The sequence below is a fragment of the Enterobacter sp. TCD1-1 genome, assembly GCF_020567405.1.
GTDB classification, from domain to species: domain Bacteria; phylum Pseudomonadota; class Gammaproteobacteria; order Enterobacterales; family Enterobacteriaceae; genus Enterobacter; species Enterobacter quasiroggenkampii.
On record NZ_JAJCXF010000004.1, the window covers coordinates 26988 to 51786 of the forward strand.

The 24799-nt window shown below is 56.5% G+C and carries 20 protein-coding genes; 15 read left to right on the forward strand and 5 right to left on the reverse strand.

Going from position 1 to position 24799, the window contains the following annotated elements:
• The coding region (gene lysA / locus LJA86_RS16595; protein WP_229226443.1) for a diaminopimelate decarboxylase at nt 1–1013 on the forward strand (1013 nt) is incomplete at its 5' end.
• Here lysA and LJA86_RS16600 read toward each other — a convergent pair.
• Complete coding sequence (locus tag LJA86_RS16600; RefSeq protein ID WP_229226444.1) at nt 983–2020, reverse strand: LacI family DNA-binding transcriptional regulator; 1038 nt, start codon at nt 2018–2020, stop codon at nt 983–985. The genes lysA and LJA86_RS16600 overlap by 31 nt on opposite strands.
• Nucleotides 2021–2240: 220 nt before the next feature.
• Between LJA86_RS16600 and LJA86_RS16605 the strand changes: the two genes are divergently transcribed.
• Nucleotides 2241–2726 carry a GNAT family N-acetyltransferase gene (locus LJA86_RS16605; RefSeq protein WP_048224712.1) on the forward strand — a complete coding sequence of 162 codons (486 nt, stop codon included), beginning with the start codon at nt 2241–2243 and terminating at the stop codon, nt 2724–2726.
• On the opposite strand, the gene galR is transcribed toward LJA86_RS16605, so the two are convergent.
• Entirely contained in the window at nt 2687–3703 is a 1017-nt protein-coding gene (gene galR, locus LJA86_RS16610) for an HTH-type transcriptional regulator GalR (RefSeq protein ID WP_021242019.1), read from the reverse strand. The two genes, LJA86_RS16605 and galR, sit on opposite strands and share 40 nt — an antisense overlap.
• A gap of 425 nt (nt 3704–4128) precedes the next feature.
• Here galR and aas point away from each other — a divergent pair, with 425 nt between their 5' ends.
• Both aas and lplT read left to right on the forward strand, forming a co-directional pair.
• Nucleotides 4129–6288: a bifunctional acyl-ACP--phospholipid O-acyltransferase/long-chain-fatty-acid--ACP ligase gene (gene aas, locus LJA86_RS16615; protein WP_229226445.1), complete on the forward strand. Its 2160-nt coding sequence runs from the start codon at nt 4129–4131 to the stop codon at nt 6286–6288.
• Complete coding sequence (lplT, locus tag LJA86_RS16620) at nt 6281–7474, forward strand: lysophospholipid transporter LplT (protein ID WP_111967511.1); 1194 nt, start codon at nt 6281–6283, stop codon at nt 7472–7474. Before aas ends, lplT begins: the two co-directional genes overlap by 8 nt.
• A 92-nt stretch (nt 7475–7566) precedes the next feature.
• Here the strand turns inward: lplT and LJA86_RS16625 are convergent, their stop codons facing one another.
• The 3 genes from LJA86_RS16625 to mutH all read right to left on the reverse strand — a co-directional run bounded on the left by LJA86_RS16625 (nt 7567) and on the right by mutH (nt 9778).
• The gene (locus LJA86_RS16625) at nt 7567–8607 is read right to left on the reverse strand and encodes an NADP(H)-dependent aldo-keto reductase (RefSeq protein WP_023309049.1); all 1041 of its coding nucleotides are present in this window, start codon (nt 8605–8607) and stop codon (nt 7567–7569) included.
• Nucleotides 8608–8738: 131 nt separating this feature from the next.
• Nucleotides 8739–8957, reverse strand: coding sequence for a YgdI/YgdR family lipoprotein (locus LJA86_RS16630; protein ID WP_008499668.1), 219 nt, complete (start codon nt 8955–8957; stop codon nt 8739–8741).
• Between the two features lie 128 nt (nt 8958–9085).
• A complete protein-coding gene (mutH, locus tag LJA86_RS16635) occupies nt 9086–9778 on the reverse strand; it encodes a DNA mismatch repair endonuclease MutH (protein WP_045909890.1) in 693 nt (230 codons plus the stop codon).
• Nucleotides 9779–10461: 683 nt separating this feature from the next.
• Here mutH and rppH point away from each other — a divergent pair.
• The 11 genes from rppH to LJA86_RS16690 form a co-directional block, all read left to right on the forward strand.
• Nucleotides 10462–10992: an RNA pyrophosphohydrolase gene (gene rppH / locus LJA86_RS16640; protein WP_013098553.1), complete on the forward strand. Its 531-nt coding sequence runs from the start codon at nt 10462–10464 to the stop codon at nt 10990–10992.
• Nucleotides 10993–11004: 12 nt separating this feature from the next.
• Nucleotides 11005–13251: a phosphoenolpyruvate--protein phosphotransferase gene (ptsP, locus tag LJA86_RS16645; protein WP_069720004.1), complete on the forward strand. Its 2247-nt coding sequence runs from the start codon at nt 11005–11007 to the stop codon at nt 13249–13251.
• A gap of 204 nt (nt 13252–13455) precedes the next feature.
• Nucleotides 13456–14331 (forward strand): prolipoprotein diacylglyceryl transferase, encoded by an 876-nt coding sequence (lgt, locus tag LJA86_RS16650; protein WP_048224706.1) that lies wholly within the window; start codon nt 13456–13458, stop codon nt 14329–14331.
• Between the two features lie 6 nt (nt 14332–14337).
• On the forward strand, nt 14338–15132 hold the full coding sequence (thyA, locus tag LJA86_RS16655) for a thymidylate synthase (protein ID WP_229226446.1): 795 nt from the start codon (nt 14338–14340) through the stop codon (nt 15130–15132).
• 184 nt (nt 15133–15316) lie between these two features.
• Nucleotides 15317–15778, forward strand: a complete 462-nt coding sequence (locus LJA86_RS16660) for a prepilin peptidase-dependent protein (RefSeq protein ID WP_045910148.1) — start codon at nt 15317–15319, stop codon at nt 15776–15778.
• Nucleotides 15772–16332, forward strand: a complete 561-nt coding sequence (locus tag LJA86_RS16665; RefSeq protein ID WP_229226447.1) for a prepilin peptidase-dependent protein — start codon at nt 15772–15774, stop codon at nt 16330–16332. Before LJA86_RS16660 ends, LJA86_RS16665 begins: the two co-directional genes overlap by 7 nt.
• Nucleotides 16329–16730, forward strand: coding sequence for a DUF2509 family protein (locus tag LJA86_RS16670; protein ID WP_229226448.1), 402 nt, complete (start codon nt 16329–16331; stop codon nt 16728–16730). Before LJA86_RS16665 ends, LJA86_RS16670 begins: the two co-directional genes overlap by 4 nt.
• On the forward strand, nt 16715–17038 hold the full coding sequence (locus tag LJA86_RS16675) for a prepilin-type N-terminal cleavage/methylation domain-containing protein (RefSeq protein WP_229226449.1): 324 nt from the start codon (nt 16715–16717) through the stop codon (nt 17036–17038). The genes LJA86_RS16670 and LJA86_RS16675 overlap by 16 nt, the downstream gene beginning before the upstream one ends.
• Nucleotides 17039–17050: 12 nt before the next feature.
• Entirely contained in the window at nt 17051–20425 is a 3375-nt protein-coding gene (recC, locus tag LJA86_RS16680) for an exodeoxyribonuclease V subunit gamma (RefSeq protein ID WP_229226450.1), read from the forward strand.
• Nucleotides 20426–20564: 139 nt separating this feature from the next.
• Nucleotides 20565–23447 (forward strand): pitrilysin, encoded by a 2883-nt coding sequence (ptrA, locus tag LJA86_RS16685; RefSeq protein ID WP_196352718.1) that lies wholly within the window; start codon nt 20565–20567, stop codon nt 23445–23447.
• Nucleotides 23444–24799, forward strand: a 1356-nt coding sequence (locus LJA86_RS16690; RefSeq protein WP_229226451.1) for a UvrD-helicase domain-containing protein, incomplete at its 3' end; no start/stop codon positions are given. The genes ptrA and LJA86_RS16690, both read left to right, overlap by 4 nt.

Below are 24799 nucleotides of genomic sequence, written 5' to 3' on the forward strand. Positions count from 1 at the left end.
TGGCGGCCGGATACGATCCGAAAGCCGACAGCGACGCGATCGTCTTTACCGCCGATGTGATCGACGATGCGACGCTGGCGCGCGTTCACGAGCTGCAGATCCCGGTGAATGCCGGTTCTGTGGATATGCTGGAGCAGTTGGGTCAGGTTTCTCCCGGCCATCGCGTCTGGCTGCGCGTGAACCCGGGCTTTGGTCATGGTCACAGCCAAAAAACCAATACCGGCGGCGAAAACAGCAAGCACGGGATCTGGTATGCCGATATGCCTGCCGCGCTGGAGGTATTACAACGCTACAGCCTGAAGCTGGTGGGCATTCATATGCACATTGGCTCAGGGGTGGATTACGGCCACCTGGAGCAGGTGTGCGGCGCGATGGTGCGTCAGGTTGTCGACTTCGGTCAGGATCTGGAGGCGATCTCTGCGGGCGGTGGTCTCTCCATTCCTTATCGCGAAGGGGAAGAGGCGATCGATACCGATCACTATTACGGTCTGTGGAGCGCCGCGCGCGATCAAATCGCCGCGCATCTTGGCCACGCGGTAAAACTGGAAATTGAGCCGGGCCGTTTCCTGGTGGCAGAAGCCGGTGTGCTGGTTTCGCAGGTGCGCAGCGTGAAGGAGATGGGGTCTCGCCACTTCGTACTGATTGACGCGGGCTTTAACGACCTGATGCGTCCGTCCATGTACGGTAGCTATCACCACATTACCGCCCTGGCTGCCGACGGCCGCGATTTAACGCAGGCGCCGCGCGTTGAGACGGTCGTTGCGGGGCCACTGTGCGAATCGGGTGACGTGTTTACCCAGCAGGAAGGCGGCAAAGTGGAGACCCGCTCGCTGCCAGAGGTCAAGCCGGGGGATTACCTTGTGCTGCACGACACCGGCGCGTACGGGGCGTCTATGTCATCTAACTACAATAGCCGCCCGCTGCTGCCGGAAGTGCTGTTTGATAACGGCAAGGCGCGGCTGATCCGCCGTCGCCAGACCATTCAGGAACTGCTGGCTTTAGAACTCATCTGAGTAAAGTAGGGCCCGGTGGTGACCGAATCGCGTAAGACCAGCGTGCCGGTAAACGGCGGGATGGCATCGACCGGCTGGTTTCTTGCCAGCCGGATCGCCTGATCGATGGCGGTGACAATCATATTGTCGATGGGCAGATAAACCGATGAGAGCGCAGGCTCCAGCCATTTCGCGCTAGGGGCATCGTCAAAGCCGAACAGTGAAATATCCTGCGGGATTTTAAGCCCCGCCTGGTGCAACGCTTTGGACGCGCCCAGCGCCATGTCGTCGTTACAGGCAAACAGGGCGCTAAACGATACACCGTCGGCAATCAATTCCTTGCAAAGCTCATATCCCCCGGTCATTCCCGCATCGCCGTACTTTATCCGACGCTCGTCCAGACGGATGCCGTGCTTTTCCAGCGCCTTGCGATAGCCCATCAGCCTCGCTTTCCCGGTTGGGGTATGGATCGGGACGGTGATACAGGCGATCTCCCGATGCCCCTGTTCGATCAGATAATCCACAGCCTTAAATGCGGCATCCTGCTGTTCGAAGAACACGCAGCGATCCGGCGCCGGGCTCACTTCACGGTTAATGACCACCAGCGGTGTTTTTACGGTGTTCATCAGTTTGATGATCGCTTTTTCGCTCATATAGCGCGTATAAAGCACGATGGCATCGCACTGGCGATCGGCCAGCATCTGCACCGCCTGTTCTTCCTGTTCCGGCGCGTCGTGACCGTCGGTGACGATCAGCTGTTTCCCGTGGGTTTCAGTCTGCCGCGACGCCTGCTGGAGAAGGCGGCCAAAGTAAAAGCCGTCGAAGGTCGAGACGACCAGACCAATGCTGTTGCTGGTCTGGTTAGCCAGCGAGCGTGCGAGAAAGTTCGGCCGATAGCCCAGCTCTTCCATCGCAGCAAACACCTGCTGACGCGTACTCTCTTTAACCTGACCCGTGCCGTTCAGCACGCGCGATACCGTGGCCTTCGACACGCCCGCGCGCAGTGAGACATCCAGCATTGTTGCCATTCTACATTCCTGCTTCCACGTAATGATCTGCAGTTTAACACAGAGCTTACGCCGTATAAGCGATGCGGGAAGCGCAAAAATTCCGCCACGATCACGCTTTTTGGTAACGATTCGTCAGGCCTGCCTGAAGTCAAACTAAATAGTCTGACTCTGGTAAAATAATCGCCAATCGAGCTGGAGACGTCAGGCCAGCCCATTAATGAGAATACGCAGGTGAAACGTGAAAAAGACAGTTATCCTCCCGCTTTACGATGCACCGCAGTATGCTGAGCAGGTTACCGACTGGATCTGGCAGGCCTTTGGCGAAGGGCTTCCCCGGGAATTTTTCCACAGTATTGTTGAGCACAGCCAGACGCCGGGGGCATTACCGCTGACGTTTATTGCCGTTGAGGACGAAAAGCTTCTTGGTACGGTGGGGCTCTGGCGCTGCGATTTGATCACCCGACAGGATCTCTGTCCGTGGCTGGCGGCGCTGTACGTTGACGACGCGGCGCGAGGCAAGGGGCTGGCGGGAGAACTTCAGCGGCATGTTATCGCTTACGCCGCGCAGTCCGGGTATGAGGAACTCCATCTCTGGTCTGCCTGCCGCGACTTCTACGAACGTTACGGCTGGCAGTATATCGGTGATGGGCTGGAATACCCCAACACGCGGGTTCACCTCTACCGTTATTCGCTCTGCGCTTCTGCAGGCGACGCAACGGAGTGACGACGGACCAGCGTCGGGCTAAACAGATGCGTTATTTCCGGCGGCTGACGCTGTTCAGCCAGCGCGAGTGCCAGCTCGGCGGCCTGCGTTGCCATGGTGATGATTGGGTAGCGCACGGTGGTCAGCCGCGGGCGAACGTAGCGGGAGACCAGCACGTCGTCGAAGCCAATCAGCGAAATTTCCGCCGGTACCTCAATCCCGTTGTCATTCAACACCCCCATCGCCCCTGCGGCCATGGAGTCGTTATAGCTGGCAACCGCCGTGAAATTCCGTCCGCGACCCAGCAGCTCGGTCATGGCCTGTTCACCGCCGCTCTCATCCGGTTCGCCGTAGGCCACCAGACGGTCATTACACGGCAGCCCGTTTTCACGCAGGGCGTCGTAGTAGCCCTGCAGGCGATCCTCCGCATCGGAAATGGGGTGATTGGAACAGAGATAGCCAATTCGGGTATGGCCCTGCTGAATCAGGTGCCGCGTGGCAAGCCATGCGCCGTAGCGGTCGTCGAGCGCCACGCAGCGTTTCTCAAAACCGGGAATGATACGGTTGATAATCACCATGCCCGGCATCTGCTTCATCAGATGAATCAGTTCGGCATCCGGGATCATTTTGGCGTGAACCACCAGCGCCGCACAGCGGTGGCGGATCAGCTGTTCAATGGCCTGGCGTTCCTTTTGTTCGTTATGATAGCCATTGCCGATCAGCAAAAAATTGCCTGTCTGATAAGACACCTGTTCAACCGCTTTCACCATGGCGCCGAAAAAGGGATCGGAAACATCCCCCACCACCAGCCCGATGGTTTCTGTAGACTGCTGGGCGAGCGCGCGGGCATTGGCATTGGGATGATAATTCAGGGATTCCATGGCGCTTTGTACCGCCTGACGTGATGCGTCACTGGCTTTTGGTGAATCATTAATTACGCGCGAGACGGTTGCCACCGACACGCCTGCCAGACGGGCCACATCCTTTATTGTCGCCATTCATTACCTTCTTATTGGGGGTAAGCGTTTACACACCAAATAGTGTTGCGGAAAAGCGGCGTGCATTCAAGGGGTGCGGATTTTCGCGCTCCACAAACGTGACGCAGCACACCCCTGGCGGTGTAATCGTTACACGCCCAGTCATGTCTGAAGAATGTGAATCTGAACCTTTAGTTACACTTTGCCTCAGGCTGTTGCGATTGTCCGATAGCAAGGGTGTTAAAGAGGTTGATACAGTTGAGATCCCAGAGGTATTGATTGGTGAGAATTCTTAGTACGGTTTCGTACTCATCTCTTGCACCAACCTGCGCGGATGCGCAGGTTTTTTTTCGCCTCCACTTTTGCTGTCGCTCCCTTAGCACTTCTCGTGTAATCTGCCACCATTTACTATCGACCCTCCACACTGGCTTGCAAAGGGAGTTGAGATGCTATTTGGGTTCTTCCGTACGCTTTTCCGTATTCTGTTTCGCATCCGCATCACCGGCGATGCCCGGGCGCTTCGCGGCGAACGCGTTCTCATCACACCAAACCATGTTTCCTTTATAGACGGCATTCTGCTGGCGCTGTTTTTGCCCGTGCGCCCGGTGTTTGCGGTGTATACCTCCATCAGCCAGCAGTGGTACATGCGCTGGCTCACGCCGTTGATTGATTTTGTCCCGCTCGACCCGACAAAACCGATGATGATTAAACATCTGGTACGCCTGGTTGAGCAGGGGCGCCCGGTGGTCATTTTCCCGGAAGGGCGTATCTCCGTGACCGGTTCGCTGATGAAAATCTACGACGGCGCGGGGTTTGTCGCGGCGAAGTCAAAAGCGACCGTGGTGCCGCTGCGTATTGAAGGCGCGGAGCTGACCCATTTCAGCCGTCTCAAGGGGCTGGTGAAGCAGCGTCTGTTCCCCAAAATCACACTGCATATCCTGCCGCCAACGTCGTTACCGATGCCCGACGCGCCGCGTGCCCGCGATCGCCGTAAAATCGCCGGGGAAATGCTGCATCAGATTATGATGGAAGCGCGTATGGCCGTGCGCCCGCGCGAAACGCTGTACGAATCCCTGCTTTCCGCGCAGTACCGCTATGGCGCGAAGAAAAACTGCATCGAAGACATCAACTTTACCCCGGATACCTATCGCAAACTGCTGACCAAGACCCTGTTTGTGGGCCGTATTCTGGAGAAGTACAGCAAAAAGGGCGAAAAGATTGGCCTGATGCTGCCTAACGCGGGCATCAGCGCGGCGGTGATTTTCGGCGCGGTTTCCCGGGGCCGGATCCCGGCGATGATGAACTACACGGCGGGCGTGAAGGGGCTGACCAGCGCCATTACTGCCGCTCAGATTAATACCGTCTTTACCTCCCGTCAGTTTCTGGACAAAGGCAAACTCTGGCACCTTCCCGAGCAGCTCACCCAGGTGCGCTGGGTCTTCCTGGAGGATCTGAAAGCGGACGTGACCACCGGCGACAAGCTGTGGATTTTTGCGCATCTGCTGGTGCCGCGTCTGGCGCAGGTCAAACAGCAGCCGGAAGATGACGCGATTATCCTCTTCACGTCGGGATCGGAGGGCAACCCGAAAGGCGTCGTCCATAGCCACAAGAGCATTCTGACGAACGTTGAGCAGATTAAAAGCATCGCCGACTTTACCGCGAACGACCGCTTTATGTCGGCGCTGCCGCTGTTCCACTCCTTTGGCCTGACGGTGGGGCTGTTCACGCCGCTCCTGACCGGCGCAGAAGTGTTCCTCTACCCGAGCCCGCTGCATTACCGCATTGTGCCGGAGTTGGTGTATGACCGTAACTGTACCGTTCTGTTCGGAACCTCAACCTTCCTGGGGAACTATGCGCGCTTCGCCAATCCGTATGATTTTTATCGCGTTCGGTATGTGGTGGCTGGCGCGGAAAAACTGCAGGAGAGCACGCGCCAGATCTGGCAGGACAAGTTTGGCCTGCGCATTCTCGAAGGCTATGGCGTTACCGAGTGTGCGCCCGTGGTCTCGATTAACGTGCCGATGGCGGCGAAACCGGGCACGGTTGGCCGAATTCTGCCGGGGATGGACGCGCGTCTGCTGGCGGTGCCGGGCATTGAGGACGGGGGCCGCCTGCAGCTGAAAGGGCCAAACGTGATGAACGGGTATCTGCGCGTGGAAAATCCGGGCGTGCTGGAAGCGCCGACGGCGGAAAACGTCAACGGCGAGATTGAAACCGGCTGGTACGACACCGGGGATATCGTCCGTTTCGATGAGCAGGGCTTTGTACAGATTCAGGGACGCGCGAAACGCTTCGCCAAAATTGCCGGCGAAATGGTCTCTCTGGAAATGGTGGAGCAACTGGCGACGGCCGTGTCCGCCGAGAAGATGCACGCCACGGTGGTGAAGAGCGATGCCAGCAAAGGCGAGGCGCTGGTGCTGTTTACGACCGACGGTGAGCTTAAGCGCGACAGGTTACTGAGCTATGCGCGTGAACACGGTATTCCTGAACTGGCCGTGCCGCGCGATATTCGCTACCTGAAACAGCTCCCGGTACTGGGCAGCGGGAAGCCAGATTTCGTGACCCTGAAAGGCATGGTTGAAGAGGCGGAACAGCAAAATGCGTGAGTCAGTACACACTAACACTTCACTCAGGTCGAAAGGCATGATGGCCGTCATTGCCGCGCAGTTTCTCTCTGCGTTCGGCGATAACGCGCTGCTGTTTGCCACGCTGGCGCTGCTGAAAGCCGAGTTTTACCCCGACTGGAGTCAGCCGATCCTGCAGATGGTGTTTGTGGGCGCTTACATTATCTTTGCCCCGTTTGTGGGGCAGGTGGCGGACAGTTTCCCGAAAGGCCGGGTGATGATGTTTGCCAACGGCCTCAAGCTGCTGGGTGCCGCCAGCATTTGCTTTGGCTTCAATCCGTTTATTGGCTACACGCTGGTGGGCATTGGCGCCGCCGCCTACTCCCCGGCGAAGTACGGCATTCTCGGCGAGCTGACCACCGGGGATAAGCTGGTGAAAGCCAATGGTCTGATGGAGTCATCTACTATTGCCGCTATCCTGATTGGCTCCGTTGCGGGCGGCGTGCTGGCCGACTGGCATGTGCTGGCGGCACTGGGCGTGTGTGCGGTGGTGTATGGCGGGGCGGTCGTGGCGAACCTGTTTATTCCGAAGCTGCCTGCGGCTCGCCCGGGTCAATCCTGGCGATTTAAACCGATGACCGGCAGTTTCTTTACCGCCTGCCGCGTGCTGTGGCGTAACGGTGAAACGCGTTTCTCCCTGATGGGGACCAGCATGTTCTGGGGCGCGGGCGTCACGCTGCGCTTCCTGCTGGTCCTGTGGGTGCCGGTGGCGCTGGGCATTACTGATAATGCGACGCCAACCTATCTTAATGCGATGGTGGCCATCGGCATTGTGGTTGGGGCGGGCGCGGCGGCGAAGCTGGTCACGCTGGAGACGGTCGCACGCTGCATGCCCGCAGGGATCCTGATTGGCGTCGTGGTGCTTATCTTCTCGCTGCAGCATGCGTTATTGCCCGCGTATGCCCTCCTCATCCTGATTGGTATTCTGGGGGGCTTCTTCGTGGTGCCGCTGAATGCGTTACTGCAGGAGCGGGGCAAGCAGACCGTCGGGGCAGGCAATGCCATTGCGGTACAAAACCTGGGTGAAAACCTGGCGATGCTGTTAATGCTGGGGCTTTACTCGCTGGCGGTAAAAGTGGGTGTGCCGGTGGTGGGGATTGGCGTCGGGTTTGGCGGGCTGTTTGCGATTGCGATTGCTGGTTTGTGGATGTGGCAACGTCGCCGTTGATATCTGGCCGGGTGACGGCTTCGCCTTACCCCGCCTGGGTTTGAGCACCTGTAGGCCCGGTAAGCGTCGCGCCACCGGGCAAAAGCGTCAGGCTATGGTGCAGGATAAGTATAAACCTGATGCACTGCTTCAATCTCCGCTAACACCTCTTCACTCAGGTTCAGGTGGAAACTCTCAATATTGGTTTTCAGCTGTTCCATCGTGGTTGCGCCCAGCAAGGTACTGGCAACAAACGGCTGACGACGCACGAAGGCCAGCGCCATCTGCGCAGGGTCAAGACCGTGACGCTTCGCGATATCCACATAAGCGGCAACGGCTTTCTGCGTCTGCTCGCCGCTGTAGCGGGTAAAGCGGCTAAAGAGGGTGTTACGCGCCCCGGCCGGTTTCGCGCCGTTCAGGTATTTCCCCGTCAGGGTGCCGAAGCCGAGACAGGAGTAAGCAAGCAGTTCCACTTCTTCATACTGCGTCACTTCGGCCAGACCCACTTCATAGCTGCGGTTAAGCAGGCTGTACGGGTTCTGAATAGTCACGATACGCGGCAGATCGTGCTTATCCGCCAGGTGCAGATAGCGCATGACCCCAAAGGCCGTTTCGTTAGACACGCCAATGTAGCGGATTTTTCCCGCACGCTGGCATTCGGTCAGCGCTTCCAGCGTTTCCAGCAGCGTCACCGCGGGGGCGCTCTCATTCCAGCTGTACCCGAGCTTGCCAAAGCAGTTGGTTGGCCGCTGCGGCCAGTGTACCTGGTACAGGTCGAGATAGTCGGTTTGCAGGCGCTTGAGGCTGGCGTCCAGCGCGGCGCGGATATTTTTGCGATCGAGGATCTGGTTCGGGCGGATCCCGGTATCGTTGTTGCGCGCGGGGCCGCTGACTTTGGAGGCAATCACCAGCTTTTCACGGTTGCCGCGTTTTGCCAGCCAGTTACCGACGTAGGTTTCGGTAAGTCCCTGCGTCTCAGGACGTGGCGGAACAGGGTACATCTCTGCGACATCAATCAGGTTAATGCCCTGGCTGACGGCATAATCGAGTTGTGCATGGGCATCGGCTTCGCTGTTTTGTTCACCAAATGTCATCGTGCCCAACCCCAGTTGGCTAATTTCCAGTGCGCTGTGGGGGATACGGTGATAATGCATAGCCGGCTTCCTCAGTAGACATATAAACCGCGTCAGGGCGTACCCGACAAAGGAATATAAACATGGCAGAGGGGAAGCAAAAGGGGAAGAAAAAAATCAAAAAGGCCAGCAAGCGACTGACCTCTCTCTGATTATCGCTCGATAATTTGCGATACTTCGTCGCGATTGATCTGCATTTTATTGCCTTCCTGGTCGCGGTAGCTGACCAGACCGGTATCATCGTCGACTTCGGGTTTACCGTCGGTCAGGATCATTCGACCATCTTTTGTCGCCATGACGTAATCGCTGCTACAGCCCGATACGGCAAACGCTAAACCGACTGCTGACACTAATACTGCCCATTTTTTCATCGTTATCGTCCTCATCTGGCTTGTATCAAATCATAATCTAGTATTAACCCGATATGGCGACTTGAGGAAGCGGTAAAATCTTAAAAAGCAGTCGATTATGTTTGAGAGCTCTCAAAATAAGTAAAAAACTATGTTTTCAACAGGAAATGACGTGCGAGTAATGCGCCGGTGAAATTCTTTTTGAGATAAAAACCGCGCGGCAACGTCAGTATCGGCTCACCTTGCGCGCCGATTGCCTCGGTAAGGGCTTTACTGTTGGCTGCTTTTGGGCGCAGCTGTAATACCTCTCCGTGTCGGGCGGTGATGCGCTCAACCTGCCCAAGAACAATCATGTCCATCAGCTCCTCCCAGTCCAGACGCAGCTGATGCTCTTCATTCTCGTCCGGGCTCCAGAGCAGCGGCGCGCCAACGCGACGGTCGGCCAGGGGAATCTGACGTTCACCCTCAACCGGTACCCACAATACGCGCTTCAGCTTGTGACGAACGTGGCTGGTTTCCCACGTTACGCCGGTATTGCCGGTTAATGGCGCAACGCAGACAAAGGTGGTCTCAAGCGGCTTGCCCTGGCGGTCTACAGGAATGGTTTTTAGCTCCACGCCAAGGGCTGCAAAATCTTGCTCAGGTTTGCTCCCTGCGCTTGCACCCAGCCATAGCTCCAGCAGCATGCCGATCCAGCCTTTATCTCGTTTCAGATCCTTCGGGATCGGCAGCCCGGCCATTGCTGCCAGCTCGCCAAGCGAAAAACCGGCCAGACGCTGTGCCTGCAGTAGCAACTGGCTCTCGCTGGACGGTGGTGAGCCCAAGGGTGTAAGCGGATGCATGACGGTAACCTTTTGATTAAAAAATAAACGAAGAATTTGTCTCCTGTGGATAGAGTTTAACTTTTTCTGTACCAATATGACATCTCTATGATTTATAGGTTTTTTTATCGGTCTGAAATCGTTTCGCCTGGGTGGAAAAAGCGGTTGTTCAAATCTGGTCACTGACAATGAACAGGATCTTACACCATGTTATCCACAGAAAAATGGGATAACTGGGCATAACCCTGACTACTGTTTCCATTTACAGCCTTGACGTGCGATGAAAATCGAATTTTCACACAAATTGTGACTAACTTATTGGCACAATCTGTGGATAAAACCGACGCTGTTCGATCTTTCATCAGCACGACGATCCCTGGTGTGACGATCGTCACGCTATTCAGTTTTTTGTTTACGTAAATGCATCTAACTCTATGAATATAATCATGTTAATGAATGCGAGCAAAAGAGGGTGTGCGGCGGTCGTTGAGGTTGTTCATCGGTAATCAGACACTTCTTCACAACTATATCCACAGAAAAGGTGAATAAAATTCCCTTCACTGTCGCTCATCTGTTTATAACTCAGCACTTATTTGTGAGTTATTCAATTGTTATTAGGTTGCAGGCCTGTAAGAGAGTGGTTTACCGCCTCCCTGTAGTGTGAAACAATCATTCATATATAAGGTTTAGTTTGGGGTAGTCCGGTGATTGATGACGATGGCTACCGCCCGAACGTAGGAATAGTAATTTGTAATCGTCAGGGCCAGGTGATGTGGGCCCGTCGATATGGTCAACACTCCTGGCAGTTCCCGCAAGGCGGGATCAATCCGGGAGAGTCCCCAGAACAAGCGATGTACCGGGAGCTTTTTGAAGAGGTCGGTTTGAGCCGAAAAGATGTTCGCATCCTGGCTTCGACCCGCAACTGGTTGCGTTACAAGTTACCGAAACGTTTGGTGCGTTGGGACACAAAGCCGGTTTGTATCGGCCAGAAACAGAAGTGGTTTCTGTTGCAGTTGGTGGGCAACGATTCAGACATCAATATGCAAACCAGCAGTACGCCGGAGTTTGATGGCTGGCGCTGGGTGAGCTATTGGTATCCTGTTCGTCAGGTCGTGTCATTTAAGCGCGATGTTTACCGTAGGGTGATGAAAGAGTTTGCAAGTGTAGTGATGCAGCTTCAGGAGATCCCGCCTAAGCCGCAGAGCGCACCTGCCTGGCGACGTAAAAGAGGTTAAGCTACGCAAATCATGCTCACCCGCTTGCGAGAAATAGTCGAGAAGGTGGCCAGCGCGCCGCGTCTGAACGAGGCGTTGAATATTCTGGTCACCGACATCTGTCTTGCGATGGAGACCGAGGTCTGTTCGGTGTATCTGGCCGACCACGATCGGCGCTGCTATTACCTGATGGCGACCCGTGGTTTGAAAAAACCACGTGGACGCACCGTTACGCTCGCATTTGATGAAGGTATCGTGGGGCTGGTTGGGCGACTGGCTGAACCCATTAACCTTGCTGACGCGCAAAAACACCCCAGCTTTAAATACATCCCCTCCGTAAAAGAAGAGCGCTTCCGCGCTTTCCTTGGCGTGCCGATTATCCAGCGTCGCCAGTTGCTCGGCGTGCTGGTTGTCCAGCAGCGCGAGCTACGTCAGTACGACGAAAGCGAGGAGTCTTTCCTCGTCACGCTGGCCACGCAGATGGCGGCGATCCTCTCTCAGTCTCAGCTTGCCGCGCTCTTTGGTCAGTATCGCCATACGCGCATTCGTGCCCTTCCGGCATCGCCAGGTGTGGCGATTGCTGAAGGCTGGATGGACGCCACGCTGCCGTTAATGGAGCAGGTTTACGAAGCCTCAACGCTTGATGAAGCGCTGGAGCGCGAGCGTCTCACCGCCGCGCTGGAAGAGGCGGCGAATGAATTTCGTCGTTACAGCAAGCGTTTTGCCGCAGGCGCGCAAAAAGAGACGGCGGCCATCTTCGACCTCTATTCGCACCTGCTCTCCGATGCGCGCCTGCGTCGTGAGCTTTTTGCGGAAGTGGATAAAGGCTCGGTCGCAGAGTGGGCGGTTAAGAAGGTCATCGAAAAATTTGCCGACCAGTTTGCGGCACTGACCGACGGTTACCTGAAAGAGCGGGCAGGGGATCTGCGCGCTCTGGGGCAGCGCCTGCTGTTCCATCTTGATGACACCATTCAGGGCCCGAATGCCTGGCCAAAACGGTTTGTTCTGGTCGCCGATGAACTCTCAGCAACGACGCTGGCTGAACTGCCGCAGGACAGGCTGGCCGGTGTGGTGGTGCGCGATGGTGCCGCCAACTCACACGCCGCTATTATGGTGCGCGCGCTGGGCATCCCTACCGTTATGGGGGCGGACATTCAGCCGTCGGTGCTGCACCGACGTACGCTGGTGGTCGACGGCTATCGCGGTGAGCTGCTGGTCGATCCTGAGCCGGTTCTGCTCCAGGAATACCAGCGTCTTATCAGCGAAGAGAATGAATTAAGCAAGCTGGCGGAAGATGAGGTTAACCTGCCCGCCCAGCTTAAGAGCGGTGAGCGGATCAAAGTCATGCTCAATGCCGGTTTAAGCCCCGAGCACGAAGAAAAGCTTGGCAGCCGCATCGACGGGATTGGCCTGTACCGTACTGAAATCCCGTTCATGCTGCAGAGCGGTTTCCCCTCTGAAGAGGAGCAGGTGGCGCAGTATCAGGGCATGCTGCAGATGTTTAACGACAAACCTGTCACCCTGCGAACCCTGGACGTCGGGGCGGATAAACAGCTGCCCTATATGCCGATCAGCGAAGAAAACCCGTGCCTGGGCTGGCGTGGGATCCGCATTACGCTCGATCAGCCGGAGATCTTCCTGATCCAGGTGCGCGCGATGCTGCGCGCCAACGCGGCGACGGGCAATCTCAGCATCTTACTGCCGATGGTCACCAGCATTGATGAGATCGACGAGTCCCGGCGGCTGATCGAACGTGCTGGCCGTGAAGTGGAAGAGATGATCGGCTATGCGATCCCGAAACCGCGGATTGGGGTCATGCTTGAAGTGCCCTCCATGGTCTTTATGCTGCCGCAGCTGGCAAACCGCGTTGATTTTATCTCTGTCGGCACCAATGACCTGACGCAATATATTCTGGCCGTCGACCGTAACAATACCCGCGTCGCCAGTATCTACGATAGCCTGCATCCGGCGATTATTCGCGCCTTAGCGATGATTGCCCGAGAAGCGGAGCAGTACGGCATTGATTTACGCCTGTGCGGTGAAATGGCCGGGGATTCCATGTGCGTTGCGATCCTGATTGGTCTGGGATACCGCCATCTGTCGATGAACGGTCGCGCTGTTGCTCGCGTGAAATACCTGTTGCGGCATATCGACATCGATGATGCCCGCGAGCTGGCAGAACGCAGCCTTGAGGCGCAGCTGGCAGCGGAGGTCCGTCATCAGGTCGCGGCGTTTATGGAACGACGCGGTATGGGCGGTCTGATCCGCGGCGGCCGCTAAAGCCTTTCTCCCTCTCCCACAGGGAGAGGGGCGAGGTGAGGGCACCAGCGTACATAAAACCCTATACACATCTTTTACATCTCTGGCGCATCCTCCGGGCCCGCCTTGTGCTATGATTCGCAACTTTGGAGCCTCTGCTTACGGCAGAATCGCATTTCTACCGCTGTCCACTTTCAGCGGAATAACAACATCTTGTGGTGACAGATGAACAGTGGTTATCTGCATTTTCCGGAGTTTGATCCGGTCATTTTCTCAGTAGGACCTGTTTCGCTTCACTGGTACGGTCTGATGTACCTGGTGGGCTTCATTTTTGCCATGTGGCTCGCGGGTCGTCGCGCCAGCCGTCCTGGCAGCGGCTGGACTAAAAACGAAGTTGAAAACCTGCTGTATGCGGGCTTCCTCGGCGTGTTCCTCGGTGGCCGTATTGGGTACGTATTGTTCTATAACTTCCCGGTATTCCTGAACGATCCGCTCTATCTGTTCCGCGTCTGGGACGGCGGCATGTCCTTCCACGGCGGCCTGATTGGGGTGATCCTGGTGATGGTGATTTTTGCCAAACGCACCAAACGCAACTTCTTCCAGGTGTCCGATTTCATCGCGCCGCTGATCCCGTTTGGTCTCGGGGCGGGCCGTCTGGGCAACTTCATCAACGGTGAGCTGTGGGGCCGCGTCGACCCGAGCGTTTCCTTTACCATGCTATTCCCGGGCTCGCGCGCGGAAGACATGGCGCTGCTGCCGTCGCATCCTGAGTGGCAGTCCATTTTCGATACCTACGGCGTGCTGCCGCGCCATATGTCTCAGCTGTACGAGCTGGCGCTGGAAGGCGTGGTGCTGTTTATCATCCTCAACCTGTTTATCCGCAAACCGCGCCCGATGGGGGCTGTCTCCGGCCTGTTCCTGATCGGCTACGGTGCATTCCGTATTATCGTCGAGTTCTTCCGCCAGCCGGACGCACAGTTTACCGGCGAGTGGGTACAGTACATCAGCATGGGGCAGATCCTCTCCATTCCGATGATTGTCGCGGGTGCCATTATGATGATTTGGGCGTATCGTCGTCGTCCACAGCAACAGATTTCCTGAGGAACCATGAAACAGTATCTTGAACTGATGAAAAAAGTGCTCGATGAGGGCACGCCGAAAAACGACCGCACCGGCACCGGTACGCTCTCCATTTTTGGCCACCAGATGCGCTTCAATCTGCAGGAAGGCTTCCCGCTGGTGACGACAAAGCGCTGCCATCTGCGCTCGATCATTCATGAACTGCTCTGGTTCCTGCAAGGCGATACCAACGTTGCGTATCTGCACGACAATAACGTCTCAATCTGGGACGAATGGGCAGATGAAAACGGCAATCTGGGCCCGGTATACGGCAAGCAGTGGCGCGCATGGCCCACGCCTGATGGCCGCCATATTGACCAGATCACCACCGTGATGAACCAGCTGAAAAACGATCCGGACTCGCGCCGCATCATCGTTTCCGCCTGGAACGTCGGCGAGCTGGATAAAATGGCGCTGGCACCGTGCCACGCGTTCTTCCAGTTCTATGTGGCGGATGGAAAGCTCTCCTGCCAGCTCTATCAGCGCTCCTGTGACGTGTTCCTCGGCCTGCCGTTTAACATTGCCAGCTATGCGCTGTTAGTTCACATGATGGCGCAGCAGTGCGACCTGGAAGTGGGCGATTTCGTCTGGACCGGTGGGGATACCCATATCTACAGCAACCATATGGAACAGACGCATCTCCAGCTGACCCGCGAACCGCGTGCGCTGCCGAAGCTGATTATCAAACGCAAACCGGCATCAATCTTCGACTACCGCTTTGATGATTTCGAGATTGAGGGCTACGACCCGCACCCGGGCATCAAAGCGCCCGTCGCGATCTGATGCGATAAAGCCTGACACAACCGGTGCTGTTTAGCGCCGGTTTTTTTTCGCCTTTCTCCCGTTTCCCGAAGCGTTATCCAGAAAGCCTGCAACGCGCTGCAACTCTCCCACTTCTCCGGATGACGTCTCGTAAAACGAGGATCCGATACTCGTCATGTCCACGGCGCTTCGCCACACTCCCGGTATGAAAAAAGAGAACGGTTTTACGCTTATCGAAACGCTGGTCGCCGTTTCGCTTGTCGTCATCCTTAGCGCCTCGGGCCTGTACGGCTGGGACAGCTGGCAACGGCAACAGCGGTTGTGGCAAACCGCCAGCCAGGTGCGAGATTACCTTCTGTTTCTGCGCAACCATGCCAACCGCCACAACCGCGACCATCAAATTACCCGTCAGCGGACGGGGGACCGGGACTGTCTGGCGAGCTCTGCCGTGCAAGGCTGTGAAAAGGACAGTCCCTTTGTGCTGATTCCACTCTGGCCTGAGGTCACGATCGGCGAGGTCACGCCGTCCCTCGGGTTCTACGGATTACGGGATACGGCATGGGCGGGGCGGATACGCGTTCAAAGCCGTGCTGGAGAATGGTTGATTATGGTCTCAAATGGAGGACGCATCAGGATGTGTCAGGTCTCTGAGGGAGGTTCATGTTGATGAGGCAGCGCGGTTTCTCACTGACAGAAGTGTTGATTGCCACGGCGATGAGCAGCCTTTTGCTGATAAGCGCATCGCGTTTTTTACCCGGGCTACAGCGGGCCGTATTACTGCAATCCGGCCAGCGAGAGCTGGAAGAAGAGGTCTGGCAACACCTGTTCGCCCTCGGCAAACAGCTTCAGCGTGCGGGGTACTGCGCGGGAAATTGCCAGGGACAGGCGCTGGCGATCGGCAGGCAGGGGAGCTGCATCATTGTGCGGTGGGATGCCAACAGTAACGGTCGCTGGGATAGCAGCACATCAGAAAATGATAGCACCGGTTTTCGTCTGGAATCGGGGGCGCTGGAAACCCTGCGTGGCACGGCGTCGTGTGAAGGAAAAGGGTGGGAAAAGCTCACGGACCCGGACAGGCTTGCGATCGCACATTTTGTCGTGAGGAAAGTGGAACATGCCGGTTTTGCGCCAGAGGTAAATATCGAACTGGCCGCGAGACGTAAAGGCGATAAAGGGGAACCCTGGCAGGCGTTGTATACGGTCACGGGGTATAACCTGTGAGCCGTCAACGCGGGATGTCTTCGCTGGCGCTGGTTCTGCTTTTACTGGTGCTCGGTACCCTGATCCTGACGGGGCTAAACCAGCAGGTCACAACGTTCAGTGCGCTCGTTGGCGGTGAGAGCCGCTCGCTTCAGCAGCAGGCGACGGCGCAGTCCGCGCTTGAGTGGGGACGTGTTCAGCGCTGGGCGTCAGCGCCACAAATCCAGTGCAAAACGACATCGACATGGCGAGTGTGTTTGCGTCAACTGAGTGAGGCGCGTGTACTACTGATAGCCAGCGGCAACGACCTGCTGCTCTGGCGTGCAGGAGAGATCGTCGACGGGAACGTGCGCTTTTCGCCTCACGGCTGGAGCGATTTTTGTCCCCTTAAGGAGAGCGCGTTATGTCAGCTGCCGTGAGCAGAGAAAAAGGGTTTAGCATGGTTGAGGTCCTGCTGGCGATGATGCTGCTGCTGGCGGTCGTGACCGCACTGTCGGGGTATCACCGGGCACTGGCGGCGCGGTTCACCGCATTTAATCAGTATCGCCAGCTCTGGCACCATGCCTGGAACCAGTCTCAGCTCTCAACAAATGTTCTTCCTGCAGGCTGGCAGGCCCGTCGGGGGCAGACAACGCTCGCAGGATGTGTCAGCATCACGGTTACACTTATTTCTCCTCTGGGGCGGCGCGGTGAGTTAACGCGTCTGCATTGCCCGGTTAGCCAGTAGTCGGGAGCGTCTATGTTAAGGGTCTACCACTCAAATCGTCTGGATGTGCTGGAAGCACTGATGGAGTTTATCGTTGAGCGCGAGCGGCTTGACGATCCTTTTGAGCCTGAAATGGTGCTGGTGCAGAGCACCGGTATGGCACAGTGGCTGCAAATGTCGCTTTCCCGCAAGTTTGGCATTGCCGCGAATATTGATTTTCCGCTGCCTGCGAGCTTTATCTGGGAGATGTTTGTCCGCGTGTTGCCGGATATCCCGGAGCAGAGCGCGTTCAACAAGCAGGCCATGAGCTGGAAGCTGATGGCGCTGCTACCGGAAATGCTGCAGCACGATGAATTTGCCATGCTGCGTCACTACCTCAATGACGATACCGACAAGCGCAAGCTGTTCCAGCTGGCGTCGCGCACCGCCGATCTCTACGACCAATACCTTGTTTATCGCTCTGACTGGTTAATTCGTTGGGAAGCGGGCGAGTTGGTTGAAGGCCTGCCGGAGGCGCAAATATGGCAGGCCCCGCTGTGGAAAGCGCTGGTAGAGCATACGGAGAAACTGGGCCAGCCTAAGTGGCACCGTGCCAATCTCTACGATCGGTTTATCTCGATACTTGAAAATGCGTCGGAGCGCCCGGCCCGACTGCCGTCACGCGTATTTATCTGCGGAATATCCGCATTACCCCCTGTCTATCTGAAAGCGTTAAATGCGCTGGGTAAACATATTGATATCCATATTTTGTTTACCAATCCTTGCCGACAGTACTGGGGGGATATCCTCGACGAACGCTGGCTGGCGCGGCTGGTGGCCCGCCAACGAAAACGCCTTTTTGAAGAACGATCCATCCCGCTGTTTAAAGACGGCTCGACGGCCGGGCAGCTTTTCGATGAAGACGGTATTCAGAACCTGCCCAATCCGCTGCTTGCCTCATGGGGGAAGCTGGGGCGTGATTACATTCACATGCTTTCAGACATCACTTCCTCAGGTGAAGGTGACGTGGATGCCTTTGTTGAGATCGCCCCGGACAGCCTGCTGCATAATATCCAGTTAGATATTCTGGATCTGGAAAACCGTGCTGTCATGGGCGTGACGGCGAACGAGTTCGAACGCAGCGACAATAAGCGAAAACTGGATCCTGACGATCGCAGTATCACGATCCACGTTTGTCACAGCCCGCAGCGTGAGGTCGAAGTGCTTCACGACCAGCTGCTGGCGATGCTGCAGGAAGATCCCGACCTGACGCCACGCGATATCGTGGTGATGGTGGCGGATATCGACAGCTACAGTCCCTTTATTCAGGCCGTCTTTGGCAGCGCGACGGGCGAGCGATACCTGCCTTACGCGATATCTGACCGTCGTGCCCGCCAGTCGCATCCGGTATTGCAGGCGTTTATCACTCTCCTGTCACTGCCGGATAGCCGGTTTATCTCCGAAGATGTCCTGGCGTTGCTGGATGTTCCCGTGCTGGCTGCACGCTTCAACATCAATGAAGAGGGGCTGCGTTACCTTCGTCAGTGGGTTAACGAGTCTGGCGTACGCTGGGGGATCGATGACGATAACGTTCAGGAATTCGAGCTTCCCCCTACCGGGCAGCACACCTGGCGATTTGGCCTGACGCGTATGCTGTTGGGCTATGCCATGGAAAGCAGCCAGGGCGAGTGGAATGAGGTGCTGCCTTACGATGAGTCCAGCGGGTTAATTGCTGAACTGGTGGGGCATTTAGCATCGCTATTAATGCAGCTTAACCGCTGGCGATATGCGCTGTTGCAGCCGCGTCCACTTGAAGAATGGCTCCCTGTCTGCAGGGCGCTACTCAATGATTTCTTCCTGCCGGACAATGACACCGAAGCGGCGATGGCGCTCATTGAAACCCAGTGGCAGGCTATCATCGACGAAGGCGTGAATTCCTACTACCACGAGGCCATCCCGCTGTCGCTATTGCGGGATGAGCTGACGCAGCGGCTTGACCAGGAGCGAATCAGCCAGCGTTTCCTGGCGGGTCCTGTCAATATCTGCACCCTGATGCCCATGCGTTCTATCCCGTTCAGGGTGGTCTGCCTGCTTGGCATGAACGACGGTGTGTATCCGCGCGCGCTGCCGCCGCTGGGGTTCGACTTGATGAGCGCAAACCCAAAACGGGGCGATCGTAGCCGCCGTGATGATGACCGCTACCTCTTCCTGGAAGCGCTCATTTCCGCGCAGAGTAAGCTCTATATCAGCTATATCGGTCGTTCCATTCAGGACAACAGCGAGCGTTTCCCCTCCGTACTGGTGCAGGAGTTGGTGGACTATATCGGCCAGAGCCACTACCTGCCGGGAGATGAGGAGCGCAACTGTGATGAGAGCGAGCAGAGGGTGAAAGCCCATATCACCTGTTTCCACAGCCGCATGCCGTTTGACCCGGTGAACTATATTGCCAGCGAGCGCCAGAGCTACGCCCTTGAGTGGTTGCCGGCGGCGAAAAAGGAGGGGAATGCGCATACCGATTTCATTCAGGAACTTGACCCGCGCCCTATCGACACTCTGACCTTCGAGCAGCTTCAGCGGTTTTGGGCGCATCCGGTGCGCGCCTTTTTCCAGCAACGACTGCAGGTCAACTTCCGCTCTGAAGAGAGCGAAATTCCTGAGGCAGAGCCGTTTACGCTGGAAGGTCTGGAGCGCTATCAGTTAAATCTGCAGCTGCTGAACGCGCTGGTTGAAGAGGAAGATGCCGACAAACTTTACCGCCGCTACCGTGCTGCAGGTCAGCTGCCCTACGGAGCGTTTGGGGAGATCGTCTGGGAGGCGCAGTGTCAGGAGATGACCGCCCTGGCAGAGCGCGTACGAGCGTGCCGACAGCCAGGGAAAAGTATTGAAATCGATCTCAACTGCAACGGGGTACAGCTCACGGGCTGGTTAACCCAGGTTCAGCCGGATGGGCTGCTGCGCTGGCGGCCCTCTATGCTCAGCGTTTCCCAGGGTTTGCAACTCTGGCTCGAACATCTTGTCTACAGTGCGGGTGGGTATAAAGGCGAAAGCCGGATTTTCGTGCGCAAAGAGGGCGAGTGGCGCTTCCCGCCGATGGAAGCCGAGCAGGCGTTAGGGTATCTCTCTTTGTACATTGAGGGCTACCGCCAGGGAATGAACAAACCGCTCCTGTTACTGCCGGAAAGTGGCGGCGCCTGGATAAAAGCCTGTTATGACGCGCAGAATGATGCGATGTTAACGGATGAGGCTTCGCTGCAGAAAGCACGCAGCAAATTTATGCAGGCCTACGAAGGAAACATGATGGTGCGGGGCGAAGGGGATGATGTCTGGTATCAGCGTTTGTGGCGAACGCTCGAGCCAGAATACCTGGAGGCTATCATGGAAGAGGCGCAGCGCTACCTGCTGCCGTTGTTTAAATTTAATCAGTCCTGAGTGCTGTATAAAAATTGCGCAGATAAGGGTGTTCATTTATGATGCATTTCTTATCACGGACTGATGTACCCAAAGAATGAGATGTTGGCGTGTCCAGCACGCAGTTTGTTAATGATGTAGCCGTGATAAAGAGGTCGTAATGCCAGGCAGCACCTTGTTTAAAGCGTTTGTTTTGTTTATTGCCCTTTGGGCGCCCGTCACTCACGCAGACTCCGGTTGGCAACCCGTTCAGGAAACTATCCGTAAGAGCGAAAAGGATACCCGTCAATATCAGGCTATTCGCCTTGATAACGGGATGACCGTGCTGCTGGTTTCCGACCCGCAGGCGGTGAAATCCCTGTCGGCATTAGTGGTGCCGGTTGGGTCGCTGGAAGATCCTGACGCTCATCCTGGGCTTGCACACTATCTGGAACATATGACGCTGATGGGGTCAAAAAAATACCCGCAGCCAGATAGCCTGTCCGAATTTCTGAAGATGCATGGCGGCAGCCACAATGCCAGTACGGCGCCGTACCGCACCGCCTTTTATCTAGAAGTCGAAAATGATGCGCTGGAAGGGGCGGTCGATCGCCTCGCTGATTCCATCGCCGCGCCGTTGCTGGATAAAAAATACGCTGAGCGTGAACGCAACGCGGTGAATGCCGAGTTGACCATGGCCCGCACGCGAGACGGTATGCGCATGGCGCAGGTCAGTGCTGAAACCATCAACCCTGCGCACCCGGGTTCGCGCTTCTCCGGCGGTAACCTGGAAACCTTGAGCGACAAACCGAACAGCCCGGTGCTGGATGCCTTGCACGCGTTTCGCGATAAATACTACTCCGCCAACCTGATGAAGGCGGTCATCTACAGCAATAAACCGTTGCCGGAGCTGGCAGCCATGGCGGCCAAAACCTTTGGCCGGGTGCCGAATAAAAATATCGACCTGCCGCAAATCACCGTTCCGGTGGTCACTGACGCGCAAAAAGGCATCGTGATCCACTACGTTCCTGCCATGCCGCGTAAAGTGCTGCGCGTGGAATTCCGCATTGATAACAATACGGCGCAGTTTCGCAGTAAAACCGATGAGCTGGTCACCTACCTGATCGGTAATCGTAGCCCGGGTACGCTGTCTGACTGGCTGCAAAAGCAGGGGCTGGCGGAAGGCATTCGCGCCGACTCCGATCCGGTTGTGAACGGCAATAGCGGCGTGCTGGCGATCTCCGCGACCCTGACTGACAAGGGACAGGCCAACCGTGATGAAGTCGTGGCGGCTATCTTTAGCTACCTCGCTTTACTGCGCGAAAAAGGCGTCGATAAGCGCTATTTTGATGAACTCGCGCACGTGCTGGATCTCGATTTCCGCTACCCGTCCATCACCCGCGACATGGACTATGTGGAGTGGCTTGCGGATACCATGATCCGCGTGCCGGTGGAACATACTCTCGACGCGGTGAATATTGCCGACCGGTACGATGCCGGGGCGGTAAAAGCTCGCCTGGCGATGATGACGCCGGAGAATGCCCGCATCTGGTACATCAGCCCGAACGAACCGCATAACAAGACGGCGTATTTTGTCGATGCCCCTTATCAGGTGGATAAAATCAGCGCTCAGACCTTCGCCGACTGGCAGAAAAAGGCCGGGGAGATTGCGTTGAAGCTGCCGGAGCTGAACCCCTATATTCCGGATGACTTCTCGCTGATCAAAACAACGAAAGATTACCCGCACCCGGAACTCATCATTGATGAGCCAACGCTGCGCGTCGTGTATACCCCAAGCCGCTATTTCGCCAGTGAGCCTAAAGCCGATGTCAGCGTGGTGCTGCGTAACCCGAAAGCCATGAACAGCGCCAAAAATCAGGTGATGTTCGCGCTCAATGACTATCTCGCCGGTATCGCGCTCGATCAGCTCAGCAACCAGGCCGCCGTGGGCGGGATCAGCTTCTCCACCAACGCCAATAACGGTTTGATGCTTAATGCAAACGGCTATACCCAGCGCTTGCCTCAGCTGTTCCAGGCCCTGCTGGAGGGCTACTTCAGCTACACGCCGACGGAAGAGCAGCTTGAGCAGGCTAAATCCTGGTATGCCCAGATGATGGATTCTGCCGAGAAGGGCAAGGCTTACGATCTGGCGCTTATGCCGGCGCAAATGCTGTCACAGGTTCCTTATTTCCAGCGTGAGGATCGCCGCGCGCTGCTGCCTTCCATCTCCTTAAAAGACGTGCTCGCGTACCGCGATGCGCTGAAAAGCAACACGCGTCCGGAGTTCCTGATCGTCGGCAATATGAGTGAGGAGCAGGCCAAAACCCTGGCGGAGAATGTTCGCACCCAGCTCGGCTCTAAAGGCGACGAGTGGTGCCGCAACCAGGACGTGCTGGTTGAGAAAAAACAGAATGTGATTTTTGAAAAGGCGGGCAACAGCACGGATTCCGCGCTGGCCGCGGTCTTTGTGCCAACGGGCTATGATGAATTCGCCAGTTCAGCGCAGAGCGCCGTGCTGGGACAGATTATTCAGCCGTGGTTCTATAACCAGTTACGCACAGAGGAGCAGCTTGGCTACGCGGTGTTTGCCTTCTCCATGAACGTCGGTCGTCAGTGGGGGCTGGGTTTCCTGCTGCAAAGCAGCGATAAACAACCGGCGTATCTCTGGCAGCGTTACCAGGCCTTCTTCCCGCAGGTTGAAGCAAAACTGCGCGCCATGAAGCCGGAAGAGTTTGCCCAGATCCAGCAGGCCGTCATCGCGCAGGTGATGCAGCCGCCGCAGACGCTGGGTGAAGAAGCCTCGCAGCTGAGCAAAGATTTCGATCGCGGTAATCTGAAATTTGATTCGCGTGATAAAGTAGTGGCCGAGATAAAACAGCTGACGCCGCAGAAGGTTGCCGACTTCTTCCATCAGGCGGTCATTAAGCCGCAGGGAATAACCATCCTGTCTCAGGTTTCCGGTAGCCAGAACGGGAAAACGGAGTACGTAAACCCGAAAGGCTGGAAAGTCTGGAAGAGCGTCAGCGCGCTGCAGCAATCTATGCCCTGGAGTAAGAAAGAATGACCGATACCGCTGAGTCCCTTGATCCCTTACGTTTACCTCTGCTGGGTGAACGATTGATTGAAGCCTCAGCGGGAACGGGAAAAACCTTCACCATCGCCGCCCTCTATCTGCGCCTGCTGTTAGGGCTTGGCGGCAACGCTGCTTTCCCACGTCCTTTGAGCGTGGAAGAGCTGCTGGTGGTCACCTTCACCGAGGCCGCTACCGCGGAGCTGCGGGGCCGTATTCGTACCAATATCCACGAGCTGCGCATTGCCTGTCTGCGTCAGAGCACGGATAACCCCCTCTACGCGAGCCTTCTGGAAGAGATTGCCGATAAGCAACAGGCCGCCCAGTGGCTGCTGCTCGCTGAACGGCAGATGGATGAAGCGTCCGTCTTTACCATTCACGGTTTTTGCCAGCGCATGCTGAGCCTGAATGCGTTCGAGTCCGGTATGCTGTTCGAACAGCAGCTCATTGAAGATGAATCCGTGCTTCGCTATCAGGCCTGCGCGGATTTCTGGCGTCGCCACTGCTACCCCTTACAGCGTGATATCGCCGAAGCGGTACATGCGTTATGGAAAGGCCCGGAAGCGCTGCTGCGCGCGATCGATCGTTATCTGCAGGGGGAAGCGCCGGTCATTAAATCCCCACCGCCGGCAGATGAAACCCTGGCCTCACGGCATGAAAAAATCATCGCGAAAATTGCGGATATCAAGCAAAAATGGATGGAGTCAGTCGGCGAGATTGACGCCATTATCGAAAATTCCGGGATTGACCGTCGCAAGTTCAACCGCGGCAATCAGGCAAAATGGATCGACAAGGTCAGCGCCTGGGCGCAGGAAGAGACGCGGGGCTATCAGCTCCCGGATGCGCTGGAGAAATTCTCCCAACGTTTCCTGGCTGAGCGGACCAAAGCCGATGGCATTGTGCCTGAGCATCCGCTGTTTGTGGCGATTGAAACCCTGCTGGCGGAGCCCCTCACGCTCAACGATCTGATGATCACCCGTGCCATGACCGAAATTCGTGAAGCCGTGGCGCGCGAGAAACGCCGCCGGGGTGAACTGGGTTTCGACGATATGCTGAGCCGCCTGGATGCGGCGCTGTGCAGTGAAAATGGTGAAGCGCTTGCCGCCGCGATTCGCACCCGCTTCCCGGTGGCGATGATAGACGAATTTCAGGACACCGACCCTCAGCAGTACCGCATTTTCCGCCGTATCTGGCGCCAGCAGCCCGACACCGCGCTGCTGTTAATCGGCGATCCGAAACAGGCCATCTACGCCTTCCGCGGTGCGGATATTTTCACCTATATGAAGGCCCGCAGCGAGGTTGATGCGCACTACACGCTCGATACTAACTGGCGCTCCTCTCCTGGC

What these genes read in the sequence shown, in the direction of transcription:
- LJA86_RS16600 (WP_229226444.1), bottom strand. Translation starts at nt 2,020, where the DNA reads ATGGCAACAATGCTGGATGTCTCACTGCGCGCGGGCGTGTCGAAGGCC.
- galR (WP_021242019.1), bottom strand. Translation starts at nt 3,703, where the DNA reads ATGGCGACAATAAAGGATGTGGCCCGTCTGGCAGGCGTGTCGGTGGCA.
- aas (WP_229226445.1), top strand. Translation starts at nt 4,129, where the DNA reads ATGCTATTTGGGTTCTTCCGTACGCTTTTCCGTATTCTGTTTCGCATC.
- lplT (WP_111967511.1), top strand. Translation starts at nt 6,281, where the DNA reads ATGCGTGAGTCAGTACACACTAACACTTCACTCAGGTCGAAAGGCATG.
- LJA86_RS16625 (WP_023309049.1), bottom strand. Translation starts at nt 8,607, where the DNA reads ATGCATTATCACCGTATCCCCCACAGCGCACTGGAAATTAGCCAACTG.
- LJA86_RS16630 (WP_008499668.1), bottom strand. Translation starts at nt 8,957, where the DNA reads ATGAAAAAATGGGCAGTATTAGTGTCAGCAGTCGGTTTAGCGTTTGCC.
- mutH (WP_045909890.1), bottom strand. Translation starts at nt 9,778, where the DNA reads ATGCATCCGCTTACACCCTTGGGCTCACCACCGTCCAGCGAGAGCCAG.
- ptsP (WP_069720004.1), top strand. Translation starts at nt 11,005, where the DNA reads ATGCTCACCCGCTTGCGAGAAATAGTCGAGAAGGTGGCCAGCGCGCCG.
- lgt (WP_048224706.1), top strand. Translation starts at nt 13,456, where the DNA reads ATGAACAGTGGTTATCTGCATTTTCCGGAGTTTGATCCGGTCATTTTC.
- thyA (WP_229226446.1), top strand. Translation starts at nt 14,338, where the DNA reads ATGAAACAGTATCTTGAACTGATGAAAAAAGTGCTCGATGAGGGCACG.
- LJA86_RS16660 (WP_045910148.1), top strand. Translation starts at nt 15,317, where the DNA reads ATGAAAAAAGAGAACGGTTTTACGCTTATCGAAACGCTGGTCGCCGTT.
- LJA86_RS16665 (WP_229226447.1), top strand. Translation starts at nt 15,772, where the DNA reads ATGTTGATGAGGCAGCGCGGTTTCTCACTGACAGAAGTGTTGATTGCC.
- LJA86_RS16675 (WP_229226449.1), top strand. Translation starts at nt 16,715, where the DNA reads ATGTCAGCTGCCGTGAGCAGAGAAAAAGGGTTTAGCATGGTTGAGGTC.
- recC (WP_229226450.1), top strand. Translation starts at nt 17,051, where the DNA reads ATGTTAAGGGTCTACCACTCAAATCGTCTGGATGTGCTGGAAGCACTG.
- ptrA (WP_196352718.1), top strand. Translation starts at nt 20,565, where the DNA reads ATGCCAGGCAGCACCTTGTTTAAAGCGTTTGTTTTGTTTATTGCCCTT.